Origin of the sequence: Streptomyces sp. WMMC940 (assembly GCF_027460265.1) — a bacterium.
Classification (GTDB): Bacteria; Actinomycetota; Actinomycetes; order Streptomycetales; family Streptomycetaceae; genus Streptomyces.
This window is the reverse complement of sequence record NZ_JAPZBC010000001.1, coordinates 6,461,509-6,485,368: the sequence shown is the minus strand read 5'-3', so window position 1 is coordinate 6,485,368 and position 23,860 is coordinate 6,461,509. Positions and strand designations below refer to the sequence as shown.

Genomic DNA, 23,860 nt, shown 5'->3' with positions numbered 1-23,860 from the left:
AGGGTATTTATCAGGCAGGGTTCCTGATAGTTTACGCGCAGACCACGATCCCCGGGGAGGACGGCGCCGATGCCGACAGAGGTGGCCTACGACAAGCGACGGCTGACCAGGGCGCGCCACGCCGTGGCCGCCGTGTTCTGCGTGCACGGTGCCGTGACGGGCAGCTTCGCCACCCGCATCCCGTGGGTCCAGGACCACGCGGGCGTCAGCGCGGGACAACTGGGTCTCGCACTCGCCTTCCCCGCCATCGGCGCGTCCCTCGCCATGCCCCTCGTGGGCGCCGTCAGCCATCGCTTCGGGGCTCGCACCGCGCTGCGCGGGCTGCTCGCGCTCTGGACGCTGTCCCTGACCCTCCCGGCAGTGTCCCCCGACGTGTACGCCCTGTGCGCCACGCTGTTCGTGTACGGCGCCACCGCGGGGATGTCCGACGTCGCCATGAACGCCCTCGGGGTCGAGGTCGAGAACCGTCTCGACCGCTCGGTCATGTCCGGGCTGCACGGCATGTGGAGCGTCGGCGCGCTCCTCGGCTCCGCCGCGGGCACGGTCGCCGCGCACCTCGGCAGCGACGCACGGCTCCACCATGTGCTCGCGTCCGCCGCCCTGACGGCCGTCGGGCTGCTGGCCTGCCGGGGAGTGCTCGACCTGCGGGGATCCGCGGACGAGGAGCCGCCCCCGCGGTTCGCGCTGCCGCCGAAGTCCGCGGTGGTCATCGGCGCGATCGGGTTCTGCGGGGTGTTCGCCGAGGGTGCGAGCCTGGACTGGTCGGCGGTGTACCTGCGGGACGTGCTGGGCACCTCGGCCGGGCTCGCCGCCGCGTCCACGACGGCGTTCGCGCTGACCATGGCGGTGGCACGGCTGGCCGGCGACCGGGTCGTGGACCGGTTCGGCCCGGTCCGCACGGTCCGTGTCGGCGGGGTGCTGGCGACGGCCGGAGGCGTGCTGGTGGTCCTGGCGCCCCATCCGGCGGCCGCGATGGCGGGGTTCGGCTGCATCGGGCTCGGTATCGCCGTGGTGGTGCCGCTGGCGTTCGCGGCGGCGGGGCGCACCGGGACGAACGCCGGCCAGTCGATCGCGGGGGTGGCGACGATCACGTACACGTCCGGCCTGATCGCCCCCTCGGCGATCGGCGGGATCGCCGATCTGACCTCACTGGTCGTGTCGTTCGGGCTGGTGACGGTGCTCGCGTTCGGGCTCGTGCTGGGGGCGGGAGTGCTACGGGGCAGCGGCCGGCGGCCGGCGCCGGCCGCGCCCGGGGCATCCGGCACTCAGGTCCCCGCTCCGGTGCCGGCACCGGATCTCCGGGCGTAGCGCGGGGGTTGCGCCGCGGGGCGGTGGGACGCACTTCCCGCCGACCCGGCGACAGAAGCGGAGCATCACGTTCCTTGTGCCATGGGCGCTGATCACCGCCCCCTCGGAAGTGAGGCCCGTCCGAACCTCGGCGTGCGCCGGAGCCTGCACCTCGCGACGGACGAACCCCCGCTCCGGGAGAAGTCGTACGGCCCGAGGAACGCCTTTCGCGGCCCCGCACGACAGGGCTCGGCGCCCAGCACGTCGTGCCCATGTTCGGCGCGTCGTTCGTGGCGCCGGTGCCGAGGGGGCTGGACCCCGAAGTTCACCGAGAACTTCGAACTCGGCGGCATCGCCCTCGGCACCGTCGTCATCACCGGCCACCACGTGCTGCGCACCCTCGCCCCCCGCCCGCACGAAGACGCGGGAGCCGCTGCTGGACGCGGGCACGTCCACGTACGTCGAGGGTGACGGCGGCGGTCAGCCGGTCGCCAGGTCGTAGGCGTAGTCCGGGGTGAAGGTGCCCGCCGCGCCCCTGCACCCGTCCGACTCCCCGGGCAGCTTCACCCACAGGTAGGCGTCGATCCGGGCCTCGCCGGTCCCGGTGGTCGGGGCCCTGCCGAGGGCGCGGCCGGCGGGATCGCACCAGGCGCCCCGTCGCGGCGCGCCGTTGCCGTTGCGGCTGGTGTCGATGACGGCGCCCAGGCCCGGGGGCCCGCCGAGGGCGTCCAGTACCCGGCGTGCGTACCGCGCCTCCTCGGCGGTGCCGTGGAAGTTGGAGACGTTGGTGAAGATGCCGTCGCCGCTGGTGGCGGCGCCCGCGGCGCGCAGCTCGGCGGCCTGTTTCGCGACCGGGTGCCAGCCGGAGTGGCCTGCGTCGAAGTAGACCCTCGCCCGGGGGTTGGCGGCCTTCAGGGTGCGCGCCGCGCGGGCGAGCGAGCCGTAGCGGGCCGCCCGCCGGTCATCCGCGAGGCAGTCGGCGAGGGCGATGGAGTCGGGTTCGAGGACGACGATGACCGGACCGTCGCCGAGGCCGGCGGCGAACTGCCGTATCCAGGCGTCGTACGCGGCGAGATCGGGCGCGCCGCCCCGGGACGCGCCGCCGCAGTCCCGGTCCGGGATCGCGTACGGCACCAGCACCGGCACGCGGCCCGAGGCGGCGGCACCCGAGGTCACCGCCCGCACCCGGCCCGCGATCCGGCCGGGGTCGTACTCGGGGAACCAGACCGCGGCGGGGTGCGCGGCGATGCGCGACTCGATCAGCGGCCTGCGGGGATCGTCACGGTGTTCCCGCACCCAGTCCAGGACCTGGGACTGCGGATGGCGGTAGAGCCGCCCGGCCGCCGCGGGCGTTCGGGGGCCGCCGGTCGGGCGGCTCTTCGGGGACGGGGTGGCGGACACGGCCGGGGCCGCGGGTGACGGCGAGGGCGCGGGGGACTGCTCGGGCGCGGACGGCGTGCGGCTCGGGCGTGCGGGCAGCGGGACGGTCACGGGCGAACTCCTCACCTCGGGCCGTGCCGTGCCGTCCTCGCCGCCCCGTCCCGCGGTGGACACCAGCCCGGCGACGGTGCCCAGGGCCACCACCGCGGAGGCCGCCGCGGCCATGACGCCCCGGCCGGCCGCGAGGCGCCGGTCCTGCCGTTCCGCCCGGCGCCGATTGCGTACGCCTGACATGTGCTGTGCTCCCTCCCCAGGCCGCCGCGGCCGTGGCGTTCCCCCGTTCCGGGGACGCCTGCGGCCGGGCGGCGCGTGTCCGAGCCCATGGCTGGGACGCTGCCCCCATGGCGAAGATCGCACAGTACTCGGCCGGCGGCGGAGCGCGCCGTGCCCCGGTCGGCACGGTGCTGGACCGGATGCGCGCGTTCCGCTCCGACTGGCCCGCGGACGACGGGATCGCGGTCTTCAACCGCGTCTACCTGACCGTCACGGAACGACTCGCCCGGTGCATCGACAACGGCGGGTTCCCCGACCGCGAGTCCGCCGTCACCCTGCAGGTCCTCTTCGCCGAGCGCTATCTGTCGGCCGCGGACACGGTCGCCGCGGGCGGCCGGGCGCCGGCCTGCTGGCGCCCGCTGTTCCAGTTCCGGCGTCATCCCGGCGTACGCCCGCTGCAGTTCGCGCTGGCCGGGATCAATGCGCACATCGGACACGACCTCGCGCTGGCCGTGGTGGACACCTGCCGTACGCTCGACTGCCGACCGCCCGACCTCGAAGCCGACTTCGACCGCGTGGGCGACATCCTCACGATGCTGGAGGAACGCATCCGCGAGGATCTGATGCCCGGGCCCGATCTGCTGGAGATCGCCGATCCCCTCACCCATCTCCTCGGCGCCTGGAGTCTGGAGCGGGCCCGTGACGGCGCCTGGACCGCGGCGCGCCTGCTGTGGGGACTGCGGGAACTGCCCTCTCTGGCCGAGGAGTTCACCGAACGGCTGGACGCCGGGGTCGGCCTGGTCGGGCGCTGCCTCCTCACCCCGCTCCGCTGACCGCGCGGCCCCGGCCGAGGGGGCCCGGGCACGGGCGGCCCGCACGGGACCTGCCGCGCCGGGCCCGGCGCGCACACGGGGCCGCCGCCGGCCGGGGTGTCCGGCCGGCGGCGGCTGGGGCGACCTCCCGGGGCCGGCCGGATCGCGGTCGGCGGCGGGGGTTCGTTCGGCGGGGACCCGCGGCGTGCGGGTCCCGGGAGGGGCGTCAGTCCTCGGGGAGTTCCACCGGGGCGATCTCGTCGAAGACATCGCCCGGGCCCGGGTTGGTGGCGTCGGTGGCGCCGCCGAGGTGGTGCATCACGCCCCACACGGCGTTGAGCGCCGTCTGCACCGCGCCCTCGGCCCAGCCGGCCGTCCACGAGATGTCGTCGCCGGCGAGGAAGATGCCGCGCTTGTCGTCGGGCAGCCGGTCCTGCATGAAGTGGGTGAACAGCCGCCGCTGGTAGCGGTAGTGGCCCGGCAGGTTGGCCTTGAACGCGCCCATGAAATAGGGCTCGTTCTCCCAGGACACGGTCACCGGGTTGCCGATGATGTGCTTGCGGATGTCGACCTTCGGGTAGATCTCGCCGAGCGACTTGAGCATGACCTCCATGCGCTCGTTCGCGGACAGCGGCAGCCACTTGAGGCTGTCGTCGCACCACGTGTACGAGAGGCAGATGACGGCGGGCTTGTCCGGGCCGTCGTCCAGCAGGTAGGTGCCGCGCGTCATCCGGTCGGTGAGCGTCATCGACATGACGTCACGGCCGGTCTGCTCGTCCTTGTCCAGCCAGAACGGCCGGTCCACCGGGACGAAGAGCTTGGACGACTCCATGTAGTGCGTGCGCTCCATCGCCGTCCAGTGGTCGATGGGGAACAGCGAGTCGTCGCAGGCGATCTTGGAGAGCAGCATCCAGGACTGCGCGGTGAAGATCGCCGCCTGGTAGGTACGGATGTCGCCGGAGGCGTCCGTGACGGTGATGCGGTTGCCCGCGGTGCGGTGCAGCCGGGTCACGGCGGGCCGGGGCGCCCCGTCCACGTGCAGTGTGGCGAGCGAGGTGCCGTACGCCCAATGCGTGATCTTCTCCGGCGCGCGCTCCCAGAGCCGCAGCGGCAGCTGCTGGGAGCCGCCGACGATGCCGCGGTGGTGGTCGTCCGCCTCGGTGTAGACGACGCGGAGGATCTCCAGGATGGAGTTGGGGAAGTCGGTGTCCCAGCCGCCGGTGCCGAAGCCGACCTGGCCGAAGATCTCGCGGTGCCGGAAGGACCTGAAGGCCTCGGAGTCGCAGAGGAAGCCGTAGAAGGTCTGGTTGTCGAGCTTCTCGACGAGCTTCGCCCAGATCTCGCGGATCCGCGGGACGTCGCGCTCGCGCATGGCGCGGTTCATGTCGGAGAAGTCCGCGCCCTCCTCCAGGCAGGCGTTCCACGCCTGCGCGACGTCGCGGTACACCTGCGGCAGGTCGTCGATGGTCTCCGCGTAGTGCGACTCGCCCTTGAGGTCGACGACGGTGGAGGGGGTGGCTTCGGCGAGCGGGTTGGGGAAGGCCCGGGTCTCCAGCCCCACCAGGTCGATGTAGTGCTGCAGCGCCGTCGAGGACGGCGGGAAGCGCATGGCGCCCATCTCGGCGGTGAGCGACGGGTCGCAGCCGTCGAAGCCCACCGTGCGCAGCCGGCCGCCGATCTGGTCCGCCTCGTAGACGACCGGCTTGAGGCCCATCTTCATCAGCTCGTACGCGGCGACGATGCCGGAGAGACCGCCCCCGATGACCGCGATCTCGGTGCCGTGCTCGGTCGCGGGTATCTGGCCCAGGCCCGCCGGGTTGGCGAGGAAGTCGTCGTAGGCGTAGGGGAAGTCCGGCCCGAACATGGTGATGGGCGGCTGCGCGTCGGTGTGCGGGACGGCGGTGGGCACCGTGGACGTCATGGGGTGTTGCTCCTGGTGTGACGGGGCGGGGCGGGATGTCTCAGCGGGCGAGCGGCCCGTACAGGCCGGGCCGGCGGTCGCGCAGATACGGGTTGTCGGCGCGGGAGGCGGCCAGCAGGGCCGGGTCGGCGTCGCCGATCACCAGGTCCTCTCCGAGGCCGGCGCGGGCCCGGGCGATGCCGTCGGGGCCGGCGAGGCAGCTCAGTCCGGCGAAGTCGAAGTCGCCCTCGGGGCCGGTGCGGTTGGCGTACGCCACGTACATCTGGCTCTCGAAGGCGCGGACCGGGAGGAGCTTCTCGGCGACGAACCGGAAGGGGTTCATCAGCGCCGTCGGCACCACCAGCAGGTCCGTGCCCGCCAGGGCGTGGGCCCGCACGTTCTCCGGGAACTCGACGTCGTAGCAGATCAGCAGGCCGACGCGGAGGCCGCCGAGCTCGGCCTGGACGACCGTCTCGTCGCCGGGCGTGAACCACTCCTTCTCGAAGCATCCGAAGAGATGGGTCTTGCGGTAGTTCGCGAGGCGGGCGCCGTCGGGGCCGATCAGCTGCGTCGCGTTGTACACCGTCTCCGCCTCGTGCCCGGTGCCGCGCTCCGGGTAGCCGTAGACGACGCCGATGCCGTGGCGGGCGGCGGTCGCGGCGACGGCCGCGGCGGAGGCGCCGTCGGCCGTCTCGGCGAGGCGGTGCACGTCGGCGCCGATCGCGTAGCCGGTGAGGAACATCTCCGGGGCGACGAGGAGGCCGGCCCCGGCGGCGGCCGCGCGGGCCGCGTGGCTGTCGAGGATCTCGAGGTTCTTCGCGATGTCGCCGGGGGTCCCGGAGCTCTGGAGCAGGGCGGTGCGCAGCGGCGGCATGGACCTACCTCGGAAGGAGTGGGGAGGGTGTCGGGGAGACGTCAAAAACGGTACGTTCCGGCCAACCGCCGGGACAAGGCGAGACCGTTGCGTTCCGCGTGTCGATCCGTTGCGTGGATCCGGCGAGGGCCGGTGATTCGTTGCGCCTCGGGCGTCGGCGCGCCTTACGGCTGTTTCGACGGCCCCCGAAGGCTCCGGGTGGGACCGGACCGGAGCGCGTGCGCCGGTGGGACCGCGCCTCCCGCCGTGGGCCGGGGCCGCCGCGGACTCAGGCGGGGGCCCCCGAGGAGAACCGCCTGAGCAGGGGGGACAGCACGAGCACCGACTTGGTCCGCTCGACGAACGGTTCGCCGGCGATCCGCTCCAGGACGCGCTCGAAGTGGCGCATGTCGGAGGCGAAGACCTGGACGATCGCGTCCGCCTCACCGGTGACGGTGGAGGCGGACGCGACTTCCGGGTACCGCTCGAGGCCGCGCTTGATGGTCTCGGGCGAGGTGTTGCTGCGTGCGTGGATCTCGATGAAGCCCTCGGTCTCCCAGCCCATCGCGGCCGGGTCGACACGGACCGTGAAGCCGGTGATGACTCCCTCCGCCCGGAGCCTGTCCACGCGCCGCTTCACGGCGGGCGCGGACAGGCCGACGAGCGAACCGATGTCGGCGTAGGAACGGCGGGCGTCCTCGGCGAGGGCGTGGACGATGCGTTCGTCGAGATCGTTCAGTCGCACGGGGGGTGGATCACTTCTCTGCTGTTGCCAACCGGGAGCGGCGAAGGCCGTAGAGGAAGTAGAACACGAGCCCGGCGGCCATCCAGCCACCGAACCACACCCAGGTGATGCCGGGAAGGCTGAGCATCATGTAGGCGCAGAAGCCGAAGCCCAGGATCGGGGTGACCGGGAAGAGCATCACCTTGAAGGTGCGATTCATGTCGGGGCGCTTCCAGCGCAGGATGATCACGGCGACGTTGACCAGCCCGAAGGCGAAGAGCGTACCGATACTGGTGGCGTTGGCCAGTTCGCCGAGCGGGATGAAGGCCGCCAGCACGCCGCAGAACAGCGAGACGATCACGGTGTTGGCGCGCGGGGCGCCGGTCTTCTCGTTGACCTTGGCGAAGACCTTGGGCACCAGGCCGTCGCGGGACATCGCGAACAGGATGCGGGTCTGGCCGTACAGCACGGCGAAGACGACGCTGGCGATCGCGACGACGGCGCCTGCGGCGAGCACCACGCCCCAGAAGCTCTGGCCCGTGACGTCCTTCATGATCTGCGCCAGCGCCGCCTCGGTGCCCTCGAAGTCCTGCCACGGCATGGCGCCGACGGCGACCAGGGCGACGAGGCAGTAGAGCACGGTGACGATCAGCAGCGACAGCATGATCGCGCGCGGCAGGTCCCTCTTCGGGTTCTTCGCCTCCTCACCGGCGGTGGAGGCGGCGTCGAAGCCGATGTACGAGAAGAACAGCGTGGCCGCGGCGGCGCTGATGCCGGTGACGCCCAGCGGGGCGAGCGGGGTGTAGTTGCCGGCCTTGATGCCCATGAAGCCGATGCCGATGAAGAGCAGCAGCGTCACGATCTTGATGACGACCATGGCCGTGTTGACGCGGGCGCTCTCCTTGGCGCCGCCCATCAGGAAGACCATGGCGAGCAGCACGACGACGAGGGCGGGGAGATTGATGAATCCGCCCTCGCCGATCGGCGCGGACACGGCGTCCGGGATGGTCACCCCGATCGTGCCGTCGAGCAGTTCGTTCAGGTACTCGCCCCAGCCGACGGCGACGGCCGCGACGGAGACGCCGTACTCCAGCACCAGGCACCAGCCGCAGACCCAGGCGATCAGCTCGCCCATGGTCGCGTACGAGTACGAGTACGAGGAGCCGGAGACCGGCACGGCACCGGCGAGCTCGGCGTAGGAGAGGGCGGAGAACAGGGCGGTCAGGCCGGCGACCACGAAGGAGATCGCGACGGCCGGGCCGGCGAGCGGGGTGGCCTCGCCCAGGACGACGAAGATGCCGGTGCCGAGGGTGGCACCGATGCTGATCATGGTCAGCTGCCACATCGTGAGCGAGCGGCGGAGCGTGCCGCCCTCGCCCTGGCCGCCCTCGGAGACGAGCTGTTCGACGGGCTTGCGCCGCATCAGACGGCTGCCGAGGCCCTGGGCGGGGCCACCGGGATCCCTCTGGGGGGTGACGGTGGGCGCTGCGCCGTGGTCCAACACTGGGGAGGCTCCTTATCGCTGCCTATCGGTGAGGCGGCGACCGCGGCGGCCCGCGCGGGCATGGCTGAGGGCAGCCCGGAGCGCGGGGAATCGCCGAGCAGACGGTCCCCGCCACTCCACGTACAGGCAGGAACCCTACGAGGTCGACGTTCCCGACCGTAATGCATGAGCTTTGCGCACCCGCGCAAGATCGTTGCGTACTGGAGGCGACGGCGGTGGAACATTGCACAGCCGCGCAAAAGTGTTCAGATCTCGCGCAGCCGGTCGGCTATCTCCCTCAACAGGGACGGAGCGTGCGCGCCCTGCCGGGCGGGTGGCTCCGAGATCCGCACCAGACCCGCCTCCACCAGGTCCACGAGCAGGACCCGGACGACCGTGAGGGGCATGTCGGCGTCCGCCGCGACCTCGGCGACGGGTCTCGGCGCACGCCGCACCAGTTCCAGCAGAGCGCTGCGGGCATGGTCGAGCCGCGGCTCGGGCCTGTCCCATTCCACGGCCCTGACCTGTGACATCAGATCGATGTGGTGCTCCGCGACGGGACGGGTCCGGCCACGGGTGACGGTGTACGGCCGCACCATCGCCCCGGTCTCGTCCTCGTACCAGTGGTCGTTCACGGGACTACGCGTCTGGGGCCTCGGCGGCCGAGCGCGCGGGAACGGCCATGTGCCGGCCGACGCGCTTCACCAGGAGCGCCATCTCGTGGGCGAGCTGTCCCACGTCGGTCTCGGTATCGCTGAGCACGGCGAGACGGCTCCCGTCGCCCGCCGGGGTGATGAAGAGGTAGGCGTCGTCGAGCATGACCATGGTCTGGCGCACCTTCCCGGCCGCGAATCGGGAACCCGCCTCCTTGGCGAGGCTGTGGAAGCCCGCGCACACGGCGGACAGATGCTCGATGTCGCGTTGCGGCATGCCCCGGGAGGCGGAGGTGACCAGGCCGTCCGCGGTGAGCAGCACGGCCTGCCGGACGTGGTCGGTCCTCTCGAGCAGGTCGTCGAGGAGCCAGCCGAGGCCACCGGCGGCGGTCCGTCCGGTCTCTCTGTCGTCAGGCTCAGCCATCGTCGTGCGTCCCTTCGTCGTTCGTGGTTCCCGGCCCGTCGGGCGGGCCGCCCTGCGGTTCGCTCCCGCGGGGCTCGCTCCTCCGTCCGCTGTCGAGCCCTCGCTGGAAGGCCCCGAGGATGGCCCGCATCTCCTCGGCGCTGACCTCCCTCTCCGGTCTCCCTGGCCCTTCCTGCCGCGTTCCGCCGGGGCTCTCGCGCAGCGGGCCGGCGAGGGATGCCTGCCGGATCCGGGTGGGCAGCGCCGGAGGCGCCGGTTCCTGCGCGGGCGCTTCGCCGGCGGCCCGGGTGCCGGGGACGGCCGCCACGGTGCTCGGCGGCGCCGGCTCGCTCCCCGGCCCGGCGTCCGGACGCGGCGCCAGGGCGCCGGGGGGCCGCTCCGCCCCGGGAGCGGTTCCGGAGGCGGCCTGCTGCTCCGCCGTCGGGTGGGAGCGCCGGCGGTCGGGGAGCGGGCGCGGCGGGCCGCCGGGCCGGACGCCCGCCACCTCGCCGTCACCAACGGGCCGGACCCCCGCGCCCGTACCGTCGGCGGCGGGACCGGCTCCCGGCTCCGGGCCACCGCCGGGCCGGACGCGCGCCACCTCGCCGTCACCAACGGACCGCGGGCCGGTGGTGCCTCCACCTGCGGAAGACGAGGCGCCGCCGTGCCCGGCCGGCCCGTCCTGGGTGGGCACGGTGCGCGTGGGAAGGGCGTGGAGCACGGCACCCGCGGAAGCCTGCGCGCGCTCGGGCGGCGCGGTCCCTGCCCCGTTCGCCGTCGCCGCGCCCGCGGGAGCCTCCGCGTGCTCCCGCCCCGGTACGTCCGCTACGGAGGACGGGACTGGGGCCGGCTCCGGCTCCGCCGGGGTGATGATCGTGTGCGGCAGCAGCACCACCGCGGTGGTGCCCCCGTACGGAGAGCGGGTGAGGGTGACGGTGATGCCGTGCCGGGCGGCGAGACGGCCCACGACGTACAGTCCGAGGCGTTCGTCCTGGACCGGGTCGAAGTCGCCGGGCCGCGCCAGGGTGCGGTGGGCCTGGACGAGTTCGTCGCCGTCCAGGCCGAGGCCGCGGTCGTCGATCTCCAGCACGAAGCCGTTGCGGGCCTCGCCCGTACGCATCGTCACCTGGGTGTGCGGCGGCGAGAAGGCGGTGGCGTTCTCGACCAGTTCCGCGACGAGGTGCACCACGTCCGCCACGGCGTCCGCCCCGACGCCCACCGCCGGCATCGGGGGCACCACGACGCGCGTGTAGTCCTCGATCTCGCCGACCGCGGCCGCCACCACGTCCACGAGGGGCACCGGCCCCCGCCAACGCCGTCCGGGCGCCGCTCCCGAAAGGATGATCAGGCCCTCCGCGTGGCGCCGCATCCGGGTCGTCAGATGGTCGATGCGGAACAGGTCCTCGAGCGTGTCGGGGTCCGTCGTCCGCCGTTCCAGGGTGTCGACGAGCTTCGCCTGGCGGTGCACCAGCGCCTGGTTCCGCCGTGCGATGTTCAGCAGCACGGCGAAGATGCCGCGCCGCAGCGTCGCCTGCTTCACCGCCGCCTCGACGGCCGCCCGGCGCGCCGCGTTGAGGGCCGTGCCCACTTGCGCGATCTCGTCGGGCTCCCCGTCCCCGTCGGCGAAGTCGAGCGGCGGCGCCGCCGCGGCCGGGTCGACGTCCTCGCCCGCGCCGAGCCGTTCCATCACCTCGGGCAGTCGTCGGGTGGCGAGGACGTCCGCCGCGTCCCGCAACTCCTCCAGCCTTCGGGCGATCCGGCGGCCGGCGCTCGCCGAGAGCCAGACGGAGAGCCCGACCGCGGACAGCCCCGTGAGGCCGACGACGGCCGCCTTGACCATCTCGCGGTAGGCGAAGGCACGTCCGCGCTCGGCCGCGTTCAGGGCCGACTCGGTGCACAGCAGCATGTACCGCTTCACTGCGCGGTCCGTCGTCGTCCGCCACGAGGCGTCCGCCATGGCCTGGCCGGCGTTCGCCGCACCGGCCCGCAGCAGCGCGTCCTCCCCCGACGTCAGAGCCCGGTACTCGGCGCCGCGCTGGAAGTCCGTGAAGAGCTTCCGGGAGTCCGCCGGGAGGTCGGGGACGTAGGTGCGGTGGAAGACCCGGCGGTCCTCGATGGTGGCGGTGAGCGTGTCGTACTGGCCGTCGGTGAGGATGCCGGCGGCCCGGGCCCCGGCGACGAGCGCGTCCTCGCGGGAGACGAACTCGCGCACCCGCACGAGCTCCACCACGACCTGCGCCTCACGTGCGAGCTGTCCGGCCTGCAGCGCGGTGAGCTGGGACTGGACGTCGAAGGTCGGCTCGACGACCACCGTGTAGGCGTCGACCGCCTCGCTCCAGGAGAGCCTGCGGTCGACCACCTCCTCCCGCAGCGCGTCGAGCCGTGCGACGGCCCGGACCATCGTGTCCAGGGACGCCCGCTGCCGGCCGGAGAGGTCCTCGCGGCGTTCCCGGTCCCCGACGGCGTCGAGCATCGCCTCCACGGCCCGGTCGGTCGAACGCTGCTGGGCCAGCAGCGCGGCGGCGTCGGCCGCCCCGGCGTTCCGCTGCCCGGCGCCCAGATAGGCCGCGGCGAGCCGGCGTTCGATCTGGATCTGCCCGACGGCCGTGTCGACGGGGGTGCCGAACGTCTCGTACACGCTCTGGAGCCGGACCAGCGCTCGTAGATCGCCCGTCACGGACACCATGGCGAAGCTCCACAACGCCAGCAGGGCCACGGCGGGCACGACGGTGAGGGCCACGATCCGGCCACGGATCGTGGGAGGGCGCAATCGCCGGCGCATGGGCTCCCCTGGACGTTCGGCACGTACGACCAGCGGGTTACCGCCGGGTAGGGGCAGAAGCTACGCGATCGGTCACGGGCCGCGCAATGCTCCCCCCGGTAACGCCGGGGTCGGTCACCGGCCACTGGCGGTGATGCCCGTCGGCGGACGGCACCACCGGCGGGCCGCGGAGGGGCGGCCGGACGGGAGGCAGCGTTCGCCGCGTGCGGGGTAGGAGTCAAGTCCGCGTACGATCCCGCGACCGACCCGGACGGAGGCCTCTGTGACGCCGGACCCGAACTGGCTCGACCCCGGACCGTTCCTGCGCGGCGTGGCCTGGCTCGACGGCGGGCGTCCGGTCAGGGCCGACCCCGGTGATCTCGCCCGGCTGCCGTGGGACACCCGGGAACGCGCCGCGCTCCCCATCGGCGTACGGCTGGAGTTCACGGCTCCCGACGGCGCCCGGGCGGTCGAGCTGCGCTACCGGGCCCGGGTGCCCGGCACGGCCGACGCGTTGCGCGACCTCGCGCACTGCTTCGCCCTGTGGGAGGGCGACCGCTGTGCGGCCGAGTCGTTCACCGAGCCCGCCGAGGAGGCCACGGTCACGATCCCGCTGCCACCCGGGCCGGGGCCGTTCACCGTCCATCCGCCGGAGTCCCAGGCACCGGTGGTTCTCGGGGTGCGCGGACTGGGCGGCAGGGTGCTCCCGGCACCGCGCCGGCCGCGCTGGGCGGTCCACGGCGACTCGATCACCGAGGGCTGGTGGTCCACCCGCCCCGCGCACGCCTGGCCCTCGGCCGCCGGCCGGGCCCTCGGCCTGGACTGCGTGAACCTCGGCTATGCCGGGTCGGCCCGCGGCGAACTCGCGACCGCCCAGCAGCTCGCCTCGCTTCCGGCGGACCTGATGACGCTCGCCTTCGGCACCAACTGCTGGTCGGGCGTCCCCTGCTCCGCCTCCCTGCTGTACGAGAAGACCCGCGCCTTCGTCACCCTCGTCCGCCGGGGGCACCCGACCACCCCCCTGCTGTTGGTCTCCCCCGTACTGCGCCCGGACGCGGAGACGGCGCGGAATCCGCTCGGTGCGACGCTCGCGGACCTCCGCGCGGCGATGGAGGAGGCCGTCCGGGACCTCGTCGCAGGCGGCGACGACCGGCTGGCCCTGCTGCCCGGTGCCGGTCTGCTGACGGCGGACGACCTGGCGGACGGTCTGCATCCGAACGACGGGGGCCACGCCCGGATGGCCTCCGCGGTGGCCGGAGCCATCCGGGCGTCGGGCTTCGCACCCGCACCGGCCGCCGCGAGCGCGGGGGCGGGGACGGGGACGGGGAGCGCGGGGACCGTGGCGGGGAGCGCCTGAACCTCCCGCACCTGCCGGGCCCGGACGCGGCGCGGGATCAGCACGACGGGACACAGCGCGTGATCCGCGCCGAGCGTGATCCACGCCGGGGCTGCGGGCCGGTCCGCACGAAGCAGGGCAGGGAGCGGATCCGCCCCATGGCCGCCCGCCGCAAACGGCCCGCGGCCCGACCGCAGCGCCGGCCGGCCCAACGGCCCGGCGGCCCGCCGCACCAGGCAGCCCGACACGGAACCACCACACAACGCAACCGCCACGCACCGGAACCGCCACGCAGCGGATCGACCACACCTCCCGCCGCATCCCACCGCCCGCGCCCCGGAGCCGGACGGCCCGGGAAGCCGGTCCGCCCGTCCGATGCCGCCGTGGCCCCCGGGGATCTCCCGGCGCCACGGCACTCGGTGGGCGACACGGACCGGCCGTGCCGTCAGTTCCAGCTGGCGTGCAGCGGCTTGCCCTCCGCGTAGCCTGCGGCACTCTGGATGCCGACGATCGCCTTCTCGGCGAACTCCTCCAGTGAACCGGCGCCCGCGTAGGTGCAGGAGGAGCGGACGCCCGCGATGATCGAGTCGATCAGGTCCTCGACGCCCGGGCGGGCCGGGTCGAGGAACATGCGCGAGGTGGAGATGCCCTCCTCGAAGAGCGCCTTTCGGGCCCGGTCGTACGCCGACTCCTCGCTCGTACGGTTGCGGACGGCACGCGCGGAGGCCATGCCGAAGGACTCCTTGTAGAGCCGGCCGTCCGCGGTCTGCTGCAGGTCACCCGGGGACTCGTACGTCCCGGCGAACCAGGACCCGACCATCACGTTGGACGCACCGGCGGCAAGCGCCATCGCGACGTCGCGCGGGTGCCGGACACCGCCGTCGGCCCACACGTGCTTGCCGTACTTCCTCGCCTCGGCGGCGCACTCCAGCACGGCGGAGAACTGCGGCCTGCCCACGCCGGTCATCATGCGGGTGGTGCACATGGCGCCCGGGCCCACACCCACCTTGATGATGTCCGCACCTGCCTCGACGAGGTCCCGGACGCCCTCGGCGGCCACGATGTTGCCCGCCACGATCGGCACGTGCGGGTCGAGCGCGCGGACGGCCTTGATCGCTGCGATCATCGACTCCTGGTGGCCGTGCGCGGTGTCGACGACGAGCGTGTCCACGCCGGCGTCGAGGAGCTGCTTGGCCTTGCCCGCCACATCGCCGTTGATGCCGACGGCGGCGGCGATGCGCAGCCTGCCGTCGGCGTCGGTGGCCGGCGTGTACAGCGTGGCGCGGAGGGCTCCCTTGCGGGTCAGGATGCCGGCCAGCCGGCCCTCCCCGTCGACGGCGGGAGCGAGCTTGCGGTTGGCTCCGTCGAGCCTGGTGAACGCCTCGCGCGGATCGATGTCGGCGTCGACGAGCAGCAGGTCCTTCGACATCACCTCGGCCAGCTGGGTGAAGCGGTCCACGCCGGACAGGTCGTGCTCGGTGACGACGCCGACGGGCCGCTGCTCCTCGTCGACGACGACGCCCGCGCCGTGGGCTCGCTTGTGCAGCAGCGAGAGCGCGTCGGCGACGGTCTGGTGCGGGGTGAGCACGATGGGTGTGTCGAGCACCAGGTGACGCGTCTTCACCCAGGTGATGACGTCGGTGACGACGTCGATGGGGATGTCCTGCGGGATGACGACGAGACCGCCGCGGCGGGCGACGGTCTCCGCCATCCGGCGGCCCGCGATCGCGGTCATGTTGGCGACGACCAGCGGGATGGTGGTGCCCGTGCCGTCGGGGGAGGAGAGGTCGACGCCCTGACGGGAGCCCACGGCCGAGCGGCTCGGCACCATGAACACGTCGTCGTACGTCAGGTCGTACGGCGGCTTGCTGTCATTGAGGAAACGCACGTGCTGAACATCCCAGTCGATTCGGAGGGGTCCCGGGCACTCGCCCGGAAGAAAACGCACGTACTTCATTGTCCCATGAGCGGGGGGCAGGACCGTGCGGGCCGATCATCCAGCACTGGTGGTCGCCCTCTCGTCGGATCCTCCAAGGGCCAGCAGCACGGCGAGCTGCCCCGGCATGGTGTCGACGGCGTGGGTGAAGACCTCCTGGACGATCGCCCATTCCCCCGGCCGGGCGGCGGCGTACCCCTGCCAGCGGCAGACGAGCACGAGGGTGCCCTCCTCGCCGGGGAGGTCGGTGAGGCAGTCGGCGAGGGCGTCCCAGTTCCGGCCGAACCACGCGGGGAGCCCCAGGTCGCCCGCGCAGCGCTCCATGAGGGTCTTCTTGTCGGTGACGCCGTGGAGGTCGAGCACGGTGATGTTCCGCCCCGGGGTGGCACCGAACAGCGCGGCGAGGGGATCGTTTCTCATCGGAGTACCACCCTGAACGTCTCGTAGTGGTCGTCGGTGTAGTAGACCTCCCCCTCCCGGCCCGTGACGATGCGGCGTGCGCCCCGGTCGCGCTCCCCCGGCGTGGCCACGGTGTACTCCCGGTAGTGGCCCCGCTCCCGCTCGGGCAGGATCCCCTCGAAGTTGCCGAAGGTGCTGCCGTCCTTCCGGTACGGGAAGGGCCCGCCGTCGTCGATCAGCCGCAGGGTCTCGCGGGCCTCCGGAGGCAGGTCGGCGACCCGGACGGTGGACAGGCCGGCGGGCGCCGAGACCGCGGGGCTGCGCGCTGCGGTGCCGGTCCCCCAGCCGGCGCCGTCGTCCGTACAGCCGGTCAGCAGCAGGACGGTGAGGGCCGACAGCAGCGCGAGGAGGAGCCGTGGGGGCCGGTTCGGCATGCCGCCGATGCTGCCACGCGGGGGTGGTGCAGGCGGTGAGGACGGTCCCGCGCGGGTAGGGAATGCCCCGTGCAGCACACTGACGAGACTCAGCGCGCGGCCCGCAGGGAGGCCGCCCGGCTGGACGCCGAGAACGTCCGCGGCGTGGCTCTGACCTGGGTGGACAATGCCGGTCTCACCAGGGTCAAGGCGGTCCCCACCGGCCGCCTCGCGCATGCCGCCGCCCGAGGGGTCGGCATGTCCCCGGTGTTCGACGTCTACCTGGTGGACGACTCGATCACCACCAGCCCGCACATCGGCGGCCCGGACGGCGACCTGAGACTGGTGCCGGACCTGGAGCGGCTCACGGTGCTCGCGGCCCAGCCGGGCTGGGCCTGGGCCCCCGTCGACCGCTACGACCAGGAGGGCCGGCCCTACGTCGCCTGCCAGCGGCTGTTCGCCCGCCGGATGGCACGGCGGGCCGCCGACCGGGGCATCGAGTTGCGGATGGGCTTCGAGACCGAGTGGATCGTGCAACGGGACGGGACGTACCCGTGGACCGGACCCGCGTACGGGATGGCCCGTGTCGTCGAACTCTCCGACTACGTGGACGAGGTGCTGCGCGCGCTGGGAGCCCAGGGCGTTGAGGTGCTGCAGATCCATCCCGAGTACGCCGTCGGGCAGTTCGAGGTCTCCGTGGCCCCGGCGGATCCGGTCGGGGCGGCGGATCTCGCCGTGCTCGTGCGCGAGACGGTCCGCGCGGTGTCCCTGCGGCACGGACTCACCGCCCTCTTCGGCCCCGTCGTGGAGGCGGGCGGTGTCGGCAACGGCGGCCATCTGCATCTGAGCCTGTGGCGGGACGGCCGCAATCTGTGCCGGGGCGGGGACGGCCCGTTCGGGATGTCCGGGGAGAGCGAGTCGTTCCTCGCCGGCGTGCTGGACACGCTCCCGGCCCTGCTCGCCGTCGGAGCGCCGACACCGGCGAGCTATCTCCGTCTCGAACCGTCCCACTGGGCGGGGGTGTTCCGGTGCTGGGGGCTGGAGAACCGCGAGGCGGCGCTGCGGTTCATCACCGGCGCCCCCGACGATCCGGAGGGTGCGAACGCGGAGGTGAAGTGCTTCGACGCGGCGGCCAATCCGTATCTGGTCACGGGCGCCGTGATCGCGGCGGGGCTGGCGGGCATGGCGGCGGAGGCGAGGCTCCCGGAGCCGGTGCGGGGCGACCCGGCGGGGACGGGAGGCGCGGCGGACCCGGCGGGGACGGGACGCGCGGCGGGGGACGGCGAACCGTCGCCGACCGGAACGGCCGGGCGGGCAGGGGTCGGCGGACCGGCCGCACGAGAGCCCGACACCGGAACCGACCGGGAGACCAGGCGCACCGGGCCCGAGCGGCTGCCCCGGTCGCTTCCGGAGGCGCTGGAGCACTTCGAACGTTCGGACCTGCTGCGTGAGGCGCTCGGCGACGCGCTCTTCGAGGCGATCGCGGCGGTACGCCGTGCGGAGAGCGAGCTGTTCGCGGGCAGCGCCGCGCAGGAGATCGCCGACGCGACCCGCGGGCGGTACTGAATGCCCCTCGTCCTGCCCCCGCTCGTCGACCACCACTGCCACGGGGTGCTGCGGCACTCACCGGCACGGGACGGGTTCGCCTCGTTCCTGACCGAGTCGGACGCCCCGCCCGCGCCCGGTACGAGCTTCTTCGACAGCCAGCTGGGGTTCGCGGTGCTCCGCTGGTGTCCGCCCCTGCTCGGGCTGGAGGCGCACTGCCCGCCGGAGCGCTATCTGGAGCGCCGTCGCGAACTGGGGTCCGAGGAGGCGACGCGGCTGCTGCTGCGGGCGAGCGGCACCGGCACCTATCTGGTGGACACCGGGCTTCCGGGCGACCTCACCGGGCCCACCGAGCTGGCGGAGCTGGGCGGCGGGGACGCGGGCGTGATCGTGCGCCTGGAGTCCCTCGCCGAGCGTGCGGCGGACGCGAGCCACGACGCCACCGGCTTCATGGAGGTGTTCGACCACTCCGTCGCGGCCTCGGCCCGCACGGCCATCGGCTTCAAGTCGGTCGCGGCGTACCGGTACGGGCTCGGGCTGGACCCCGATCCGCCCGGCGCCGCAGAGGTCCACGCCGCCGCGGCCCGCTGGCTGGCGGAGCGCGGCCCCGGTGGGCGGCTCACGGACCCGGTGCTGCTGCGGCATCTGCTCTGGGCGGCGGTCCGCACCGGACTGCCGCTCCAGTTGCACACGGGCTTCGGCGACCCGGATCTTCGGCTCGACCGCTGTGATCCCCTGCTGCTGACGGACTTCATCAGGGCCGTCGCCCCGCACGGCTGCCCGCTGGTGCTGCTGCACGGCTACCCGTACCACCGGAACGCCGCCTACCTCGCCCACGCGTTCACACACGTGTACGCGGATGTGGGCCTCGCTCTGTCCCACACGGGGGTCAGGGCGGCCGCCGTGCTCGCCGAGGCGCTGGAGCTCACCCCGTTCGGCAAACTGCTCTACTCGAGCGACGCGTACGGGCTGCCGGAGCTGTACCTCGTCGGCGCCAGGGTGTTCGAGGACGCGCTCACCAGGCTCACCGACGACTGGACGTCCTCCGGTGCCTGGTCGGGGCGCGACGCGACTCGGATCGCGGGTCTGCTGGCCGCGGACAACGCGGCGCGGCTGTACGGGCTGGTCCCGGCGGAGTCGTGAGCCGCGCCGACGGCCGGGCCCGGCGGATACATGGGCCGCCACAGGCGGGCGGGCCCACAGGGGCGGTCCCGGACGGCAGGCGCGTGCGACCCGCCCCGGCACACACGAGGCACCACCGGCGAGACGGACGCACCGCGCCCGACCGGAAGGCACCGACCCCACGGGCCGACCCCAGCGGAATCGTGAACTCCAGGGGCGGCCGGGCCCGGCGGCACGGGCCCCACGGCCGACCGGGCGCAGCACAGTCGTGAGCCGCGCCGACGGGCGGGCGGGCGCGCCGAGCCGCGGCCGAGTGGCCCCGTCGCCCGGCCCGCGGCATCCGCCCCTTCCGCCGAGCCGGCCGTCCGCCGGGGCACGGTGCCCGGCCCCGGAAGGCGGCCCGGCCGTGGCGGTTCGCTACGGCCGGGACAGGTTCCGTGCCGGTGGTCAGTCGTCCGGGTCGGCCCGCTCCAGCGCCGGGCGCGGCGCGGGGCGGGACTCCGTGAGGAGGTAGTCCGCTGCCGAGGTGTCCGTCACCAGGCTGGTCACCAGGCCGGACCGCAGGACCGCCCCGATGGCCGCCGCCTTGCGGTGGCCACCTGCGATGGCGACCACTTCGGGAATGCGGCGCAGCCGGTCGGTCTCGACCGTGATACAGCGTTCGCCCAGGTCACGGCCGACGCGTCTGCCGTCGGCGTCGAACAGATGGGCGGACATCTCGGCCGCGACGCCGAGCGAGGCGTAGTGCGCCCGCTCCTCGTCGCTCAGCATGTCGTGCACCGTCGAGATGCCGGGCTCCCACGAGCCGATCGAGACACAGGCGACCGTGACCTTGTCGAAGTACTCGAAGGCCCTGGCGATGCCCGTCTGGTTCCGCAGCGCGGCGGCGGTCGCCGGGTCCGGCAGCAGCATCGGCGCGTAGATCGGGTGCGCCTCGCCGCCGGACACCTGTGCGGCGCGCCGCACCGCCTCCACCGAGCCGCGCTCCGCGGTCCCGGCGTCGTACACCCCCGTGAGCTGGACGACCGTGCAGGGCGGCAGCCGGTCGAGCGCGGCCGCCATGTGGATCGTGGAGCGCCCCCAGGCCAGGCCCAGCACGTCTCCCTCGGTGACGAGCTCACCGAGGAGGTCCGCCGCGACCTCTCCGAGGTTCTCCGGGTCGGGCGACTCGTCCTCGCCCTCGGTCGGGGACTCCACGACCACCGCGTGCCGCAGTCCGTAGCGGGCGCGGAGTGCGTCGGAGCGCTCCGCGTCCAGCTCGGCGGGGACGCGGATCTCGATCCGTACGAGGTCGCGTTCGAGCGCGGTCTCCAGGACCCGGGCCACCTTGAAGCGGCTGACGCCGAACTCCTCGGCGATCTGGATCTTGGATTTGCCCTCGAGATAGAAGCGTCGGGCCATGGCCGCCGCCTGCACCAGCTCCGCGGGTCCCATCCGCAGGGCCGACCGTCCCGCCGACATAGCAGACACCGCGTTCTCCTCACTGCTGTTCACACTCCGGAACCGCCATCCTGACAGATCCGGGTGATGTTGATCAGCCCGGTAGGGCCCCGTTCACCGAGCTGTGGCTCAGTGGTTGCACGCCCAGGGTGCCGACGCGATCGTCCGGTCGGCCTGCTCGCGCAGCGTCCGGACGGCCTGCGCCGGGTCCTCGGCCCCGTAGACCGCGGACCCGGCGACGAACACATCGGCGCCGGCCTCGGCGCACCGCTCGATCGTGGACTCGGAGACGCCGCCGTCGACCTGGAGCCACAGCTCCAGACCGTGCTTGTTGATGAGCTCCCTGGTACGGCGGATCTTGGGGAGCATGATGTCGAGGAACGACTGGCCGCCGAAGCCGGGTTCCACGGTCATGACCAGCAGCATGTCGAGCTCGGGCAGCAGGTCCTCGTACGGCTCGATGGGCGTGGCGGGCTTGAGAGCCATGGAGGCGCGCGCGCCCTTGGCCCGGATCTCCCGCGCCAGCCGCACCGGTGCCGCGGCGGCCTCCGCGTGGAAGGTGACGGATCCGGCCCCGGCCTCCACGTACTGGGGAGCCCAGCGGTCCGGGCTCTCGATCATCAGGTGACAGTCCAGCGGGGTGTCCGTCGCCCGGCTCAGCGACTCGACGACCGGAACCCCCAGCGTCAGATTGGGCACGAAGTGGTTGTCCATGACGTCGACGTGGAGCCAGTCGGCGCCTCGGACCGCCGTCGCCTCCTCGGCGAGTCGGGCGAAGTCGGCGGACAGGATGCTGGGGTTGATCTGGGCCATGTGCCAAGACTGCCATGCTCCGGACCACTTCCCGGCCTCGGAGCCGACGGAAGCCGTCCTTTCCGCGGTGCCGCCGGCTGTGCGGGGCGCCCCAGTCGCCATGATTCCGGCATTCCGCCCCGCCCGGTGGCCCGGCACGGGTTCGGCGGGCCACCGGCAGGGCCGCCGCGCGCAGCGCCGCCGTCGGGCCGGCCGCGCCGTCCGGCGGCGCTGGGTTCTCCCGGGCGGGACCGCCGCGGCCGTGACCGTCGCGGTCGCGGTCAGGGTGCGCCCAGGACGGACACGGGACCGCGGCCTCGCCGGGGTCGGCACACCGGTGCACCCGCCGGGCACCCGTCACGGGGACGAGCCGGTTCGCCGAGCCCTGGAAACGGCTGGTCCGGGTGGACGGCAGGACGGGCGGGGCGGCCCCGGCGGACCGCTGGTCGACGCTCGGCCCCGACCACGGGCGGCCACGTCCGGTTCCCGCGGATGCGCACCGCCGGGCCGGGATCCGGGCGAGCAGGGCTGTGTGTCCGAACGACCGGCGACCGGTCGGGCCACGTTGCGCCGAGCCGGGGTGCGACTGCGGCGTGCGACGCGGTGAGGTGCGGCGGCGTGCCGGCCCCGGTGGGCGTCAGGCCGTGCGGCGCAGCAGTGCCAGGTACATCGCGTCCGTGCCGTGGAGATGCGGCCACAGCTGGACGTCCGGGCCGTCTCCCAGGGCCGGTACACCGGGCATCAGGGGGCGGGCGTCGATCCACTCGGCCCGGACGGACCCGCCGCGCGACTCCAGGACGTCGTCGACGACCGCGCGGGTCTCGGCGAGATGCGGCGAGCACGTGGCGTACCCGACCACTCCGCCCACCCGTACCGATTCCAGCGCCTCGCGCAGCAGGGCACGCTGGAGCGGGGCGAAGCCGTCCAGGTCCTCGGGGCGGCGGCGCCAGCGGGCCTCGGGCCTGCGCCGGAGAGCGCCCAGGCCCGAGCACGGCACATCGACGAGGACGCGGTCGAAGGCGCCCGGACGCCAGGCAGGGCGGGTGCCGTCGGCGATCACGAGCTGGTACGGGCCGGGATTGCCGGCCAGCGCCCGCTCGACGAGACGGGCCCGGTGCGGCTGCTTCTCGGCCGCGACCAGGACGGCGCCGCGCTCGGCGGCCAGCGCGCCCAGCAGGGCGGCCTTGCCGCCGGGGCCCGCGCAGCCGTCCAGCCAGCGCTCGTCCGGGCCGTCGAGCGGCGCGCCCGCGAGGGCGACCGCGACGAGCTGGCTGCCCTCGTCCTGCACCCCCGCGCGTCCCTCCCGCACGGGTTCGAGGGCGCCCGGCTCACCGCCCTCGGCGAGCCGCACGGCGTACGGCGACCAGCGCCCGGGCAGCCCGCCCCCTTCGCCCAGCAGCTCGAGCAGCTCGTCGGCGGACGACCGGCCCGGCCTGGCGACCAGCGTCACCTCGGGCCGCTCGTTGTCGGCCTCCAGCAGGTCCTCGATCCCGGCGCGGCCGCCGCCCAGCGCGTCCCACAGGGCCGAGACGACCCAGCGGGGATGGGAGTGGACGACGGCGAGGTGGTCCTCGGGGTCCTCGTCGTAGGGCGGCGCGACCCGGTCCGTCCAGCCGGTGAGGTCGTGCTGCGAGATCCGGCGCAGCACGGCGTTCACGAACTTGGCCCGGCCGTCGCCGAGGACGACCCGGGCCAGCTCGACGCTCGCCGACACCGCGGCGTGCGTCGGGATGCGCGTGCCCAGCAACTGGTGCGCACCGAGCGACAGTACGTCGAGGACGGGCGGGTCGACCTCGCGCAGCGGCCGGTCGACGCACTCGGCGATGATCGCGTCGTAGGTGCCCTGGCGCCGCAGCGTGCCGTACACCAGCTCCGTGGCGAGCGCCGCGTCCCTGCCGTCGAAGTCGCCCTGTTCACGCGCCCTGCGCAGCAGCGGGGGCAGGACGAGGTTGGCGTACGCGTCACGCTCGTCCACGGCCCGCAGTGCGTCGAAGGCGAGGATCCGCACGGGGTCCTTCTTCGGGGGGCGGTAGGGCTGGGAGGGACGGCGACGGCTCTGCTGGCTCAAAGGTGCTCCGCGTTTCCGAACGGTCGAACCCCTTCAGCCTACGTCGGCCGGCCGGGCGCCCCCACCCTCGCTCCGGTACCGCCCCGCCCTCGCCCCGGCTCCGGGCGCGGGCCGGTGCCTCGTCGGCCGGTGCGCCCCGTCGCGACGCCGGCCACGGCGACTCGCGGCGCTGCCGAAACCGACCGAGCGGGCCCGCCACGAGGTCGATCCGGCGCCCTGCGGTCCTTCCCCCGGCCCTGAGGGCCGGGGGAACCGTGCACCGGACTCCGCTCCCCGACGG

General features: G+C 73.9%; 19 protein-coding genes and 1 pseudogene. 6 read left to right on the top strand and 14 right to left on the bottom strand.

What is annotated here, in order from left to right; genetic code table 11:
* Positions 1 to 69 precede the first annotated feature (69 nt).
* Positions 70 to 1,308, top strand: coding sequence for an MFS transporter (locus tag O7595_RS28635; protein WP_269731468.1), 1,239 nt, complete (start codon positions 70 to 72; stop codon positions 1,306 to 1,308).
* Positions 1,309 to 1,389: 81 nt separating this feature from the next.
* Positions 1,390 to 1,613: pseudogene (locus O7595_RS28630) on the top strand (hypothetical protein); the annotation flags it as partial.
* A gap of 154 nt (positions 1,614 to 1,767) precedes the next feature.
* Here O7595_RS28630 and O7595_RS28625 read toward each other — a convergent pair.
* Positions 1,768 to 2,961, bottom strand: coding sequence for a glycoside hydrolase family 6 protein (locus tag O7595_RS28625; protein ID WP_269731467.1), 1,194 nt, complete (start codon positions 2,959 to 2,961; stop codon positions 1,768 to 1,770).
* Positions 2,962 to 3,068: 107 nt separating this feature from the next.
* Here O7595_RS28625 and O7595_RS28620 point away from each other — a divergent pair, with 107 nt between their 5' ends.
* On the top strand, positions 3,069 to 3,773 hold the full coding sequence (locus O7595_RS28620) for a DUF5995 family protein (RefSeq protein ID WP_269731466.1): 705 nt from the start codon (positions 3,069 to 3,071) through the stop codon (positions 3,771 to 3,773).
* A gap of 205 nt (positions 3,774 to 3,978) precedes the next feature.
* Here the strand turns inward: O7595_RS28620 and O7595_RS28615 are convergent, their stop codons facing one another.
* From O7595_RS28615 to O7595_RS28585, 7 genes are all read right to left on the bottom strand, one after another.
* Positions 3,979 to 5,673 (bottom strand): flavin monoamine oxidase family protein, encoded by a 1,695-nt coding sequence (locus tag O7595_RS28615; protein ID WP_269731465.1) that lies wholly within the window; start codon positions 5,671 to 5,673, stop codon positions 3,979 to 3,981.
* A gap of 40 nt (positions 5,674 to 5,713) precedes the next feature.
* The gene (locus O7595_RS28610) at positions 5,714 to 6,526 is read right to left on the bottom strand and encodes a carbon-nitrogen hydrolase family protein (protein WP_269731464.1); all 813 of its coding nucleotides are present in this window, start codon (positions 6,524 to 6,526) and stop codon (positions 5,714 to 5,716) included.
* A 268-nt stretch (positions 6,527 to 6,794) separates the two neighbouring features.
* Positions 6,795 to 7,250 carry an Lrp/AsnC family transcriptional regulator gene (locus tag O7595_RS28605; RefSeq protein WP_138056358.1) on the bottom strand — a complete coding sequence of 152 codons (456 nt, stop codon included), beginning with the start codon at positions 7,248 to 7,250 and terminating at the stop codon, positions 6,795 to 6,797.
* A 10-nt stretch (positions 7,251 to 7,260) separates the two neighbouring features.
* Positions 7,261 to 8,733, bottom strand: a complete 1,473-nt coding sequence (locus O7595_RS28600) for an amino acid permease (protein WP_443071755.1) — start codon at positions 8,731 to 8,733, stop codon at positions 7,261 to 7,263.
* A 245-nt stretch (positions 8,734 to 8,978) separates the two neighbouring features.
* A complete protein-coding gene (locus tag O7595_RS28595) occupies positions 8,979 to 9,347 on the bottom strand; it encodes a DUF742 domain-containing protein (RefSeq protein ID WP_269731463.1) in 369 nt (122 codons plus the stop codon).
* A gap of 4 nt (positions 9,348 to 9,351) precedes the next feature.
* On the bottom strand, positions 9,352 to 9,789 hold the full coding sequence (locus O7595_RS28590; protein ID WP_269731462.1) for a roadblock/LC7 domain-containing protein: 438 nt from the start codon (positions 9,787 to 9,789) through the stop codon (positions 9,352 to 9,354).
* Positions 9,782 to 12,508 (bottom strand): sensor histidine kinase, encoded by a 2,727-nt coding sequence (locus tag O7595_RS28585; RefSeq protein ID WP_269731461.1) that lies wholly within the window; start codon positions 12,506 to 12,508, stop codon positions 9,782 to 9,784. Before O7595_RS28585 ends, O7595_RS28590 begins: the two co-directional genes overlap by 8 nt.
* A gap of 304 nt (positions 12,509 to 12,812) precedes the next feature.
* Between O7595_RS28585 and O7595_RS28580 the strand changes: the two genes are divergently transcribed.
* Entirely contained in the window at positions 12,813 to 13,886 is a 1,074-nt protein-coding gene (locus tag O7595_RS28580; protein WP_269731460.1) for a GDSL-type esterase/lipase family protein, read from the top strand.
* Between the two features lie 424 nt (positions 13,887 to 14,310).
* On the opposite strand, the gene O7595_RS28575 is transcribed toward O7595_RS28580, so the two are convergent.
* The 3 genes from O7595_RS28575 to O7595_RS28565 are packed head-to-tail and all read right to left on the bottom strand — an operon-like array spanning position 14,311 to position 16,634.
* Positions 14,311 to 15,822: a GuaB1 family IMP dehydrogenase-related protein gene (locus O7595_RS28575; protein ID WP_269731459.1), complete on the bottom strand. Its 1,512-nt coding sequence runs from the start codon at positions 15,820 to 15,822 to the stop codon at positions 14,311 to 14,313.
* 36 nt (positions 15,823 to 15,858) lie between these two features.
* Positions 15,859 to 16,221: a barstar family protein gene (locus O7595_RS28570; protein WP_269731458.1), complete on the bottom strand. Its 363-nt coding sequence runs from the start codon at positions 16,219 to 16,221 to the stop codon at positions 15,859 to 15,861.
* Positions 16,218 to 16,634: a ribonuclease domain-containing protein gene (locus tag O7595_RS28565; protein WP_269731457.1), complete on the bottom strand. Its 417-nt coding sequence runs from the start codon at positions 16,632 to 16,634 to the stop codon at positions 16,218 to 16,220. The genes O7595_RS28570 and O7595_RS28565 overlap by 4 nt, the downstream gene beginning before the upstream one ends.
* A gap of 69 nt (positions 16,635 to 16,703) precedes the next feature.
* Between O7595_RS28565 and O7595_RS28560 the strand changes: the two genes are divergently transcribed.
* Positions 16,704 to 18,179, top strand: a complete 1,476-nt coding sequence (locus tag O7595_RS28560; RefSeq protein WP_269731456.1) for a glutamine synthetase — start codon at positions 16,704 to 16,706, stop codon at positions 18,177 to 18,179.
* Positions 18,180 to 19,301, top strand: coding sequence for an amidohydrolase family protein (locus O7595_RS28555; protein ID WP_269731455.1), 1,122 nt, complete (start codon positions 18,180 to 18,182; stop codon positions 19,299 to 19,301). It begins immediately after the preceding gene.
* Between the two features lie 426 nt (positions 19,302 to 19,727).
* Here O7595_RS28555 and O7595_RS28550 read toward each other — a convergent pair whose 3' ends face one another.
* The 3 genes from O7595_RS28550 to O7595_RS28540 all read right to left on the bottom strand — a co-directional run bounded on the left by O7595_RS28550 (position 19,728) and on the right by O7595_RS28540 (position 23,580).
* Positions 19,728 to 20,774, bottom strand: a complete 1,047-nt coding sequence (locus tag O7595_RS28550) for a sugar-binding transcriptional regulator (protein ID WP_269731454.1) — start codon at positions 20,772 to 20,774, stop codon at positions 19,728 to 19,730.
* Positions 20,775 to 20,849: 75 nt separating this feature from the next.
* Positions 20,850 to 21,533 carry a ribulose-phosphate 3-epimerase gene (gene rpe / locus O7595_RS28545; protein WP_269731453.1) on the bottom strand — a complete coding sequence of 228 codons (684 nt, stop codon included), beginning with the start codon at positions 21,531 to 21,533 and terminating at the stop codon, positions 20,850 to 20,852.
* 616 nt (positions 21,534 to 22,149) lie between these two features.
* Positions 22,150 to 23,580 (bottom strand): RsmB/NOP family class I SAM-dependent RNA methyltransferase, encoded by a 1,431-nt coding sequence (locus O7595_RS28540; RefSeq protein WP_269731452.1) that lies wholly within the window; start codon positions 23,578 to 23,580, stop codon positions 22,150 to 22,152.
* Positions 23,581 to 23,860 lie beyond the last annotated feature (280 nt).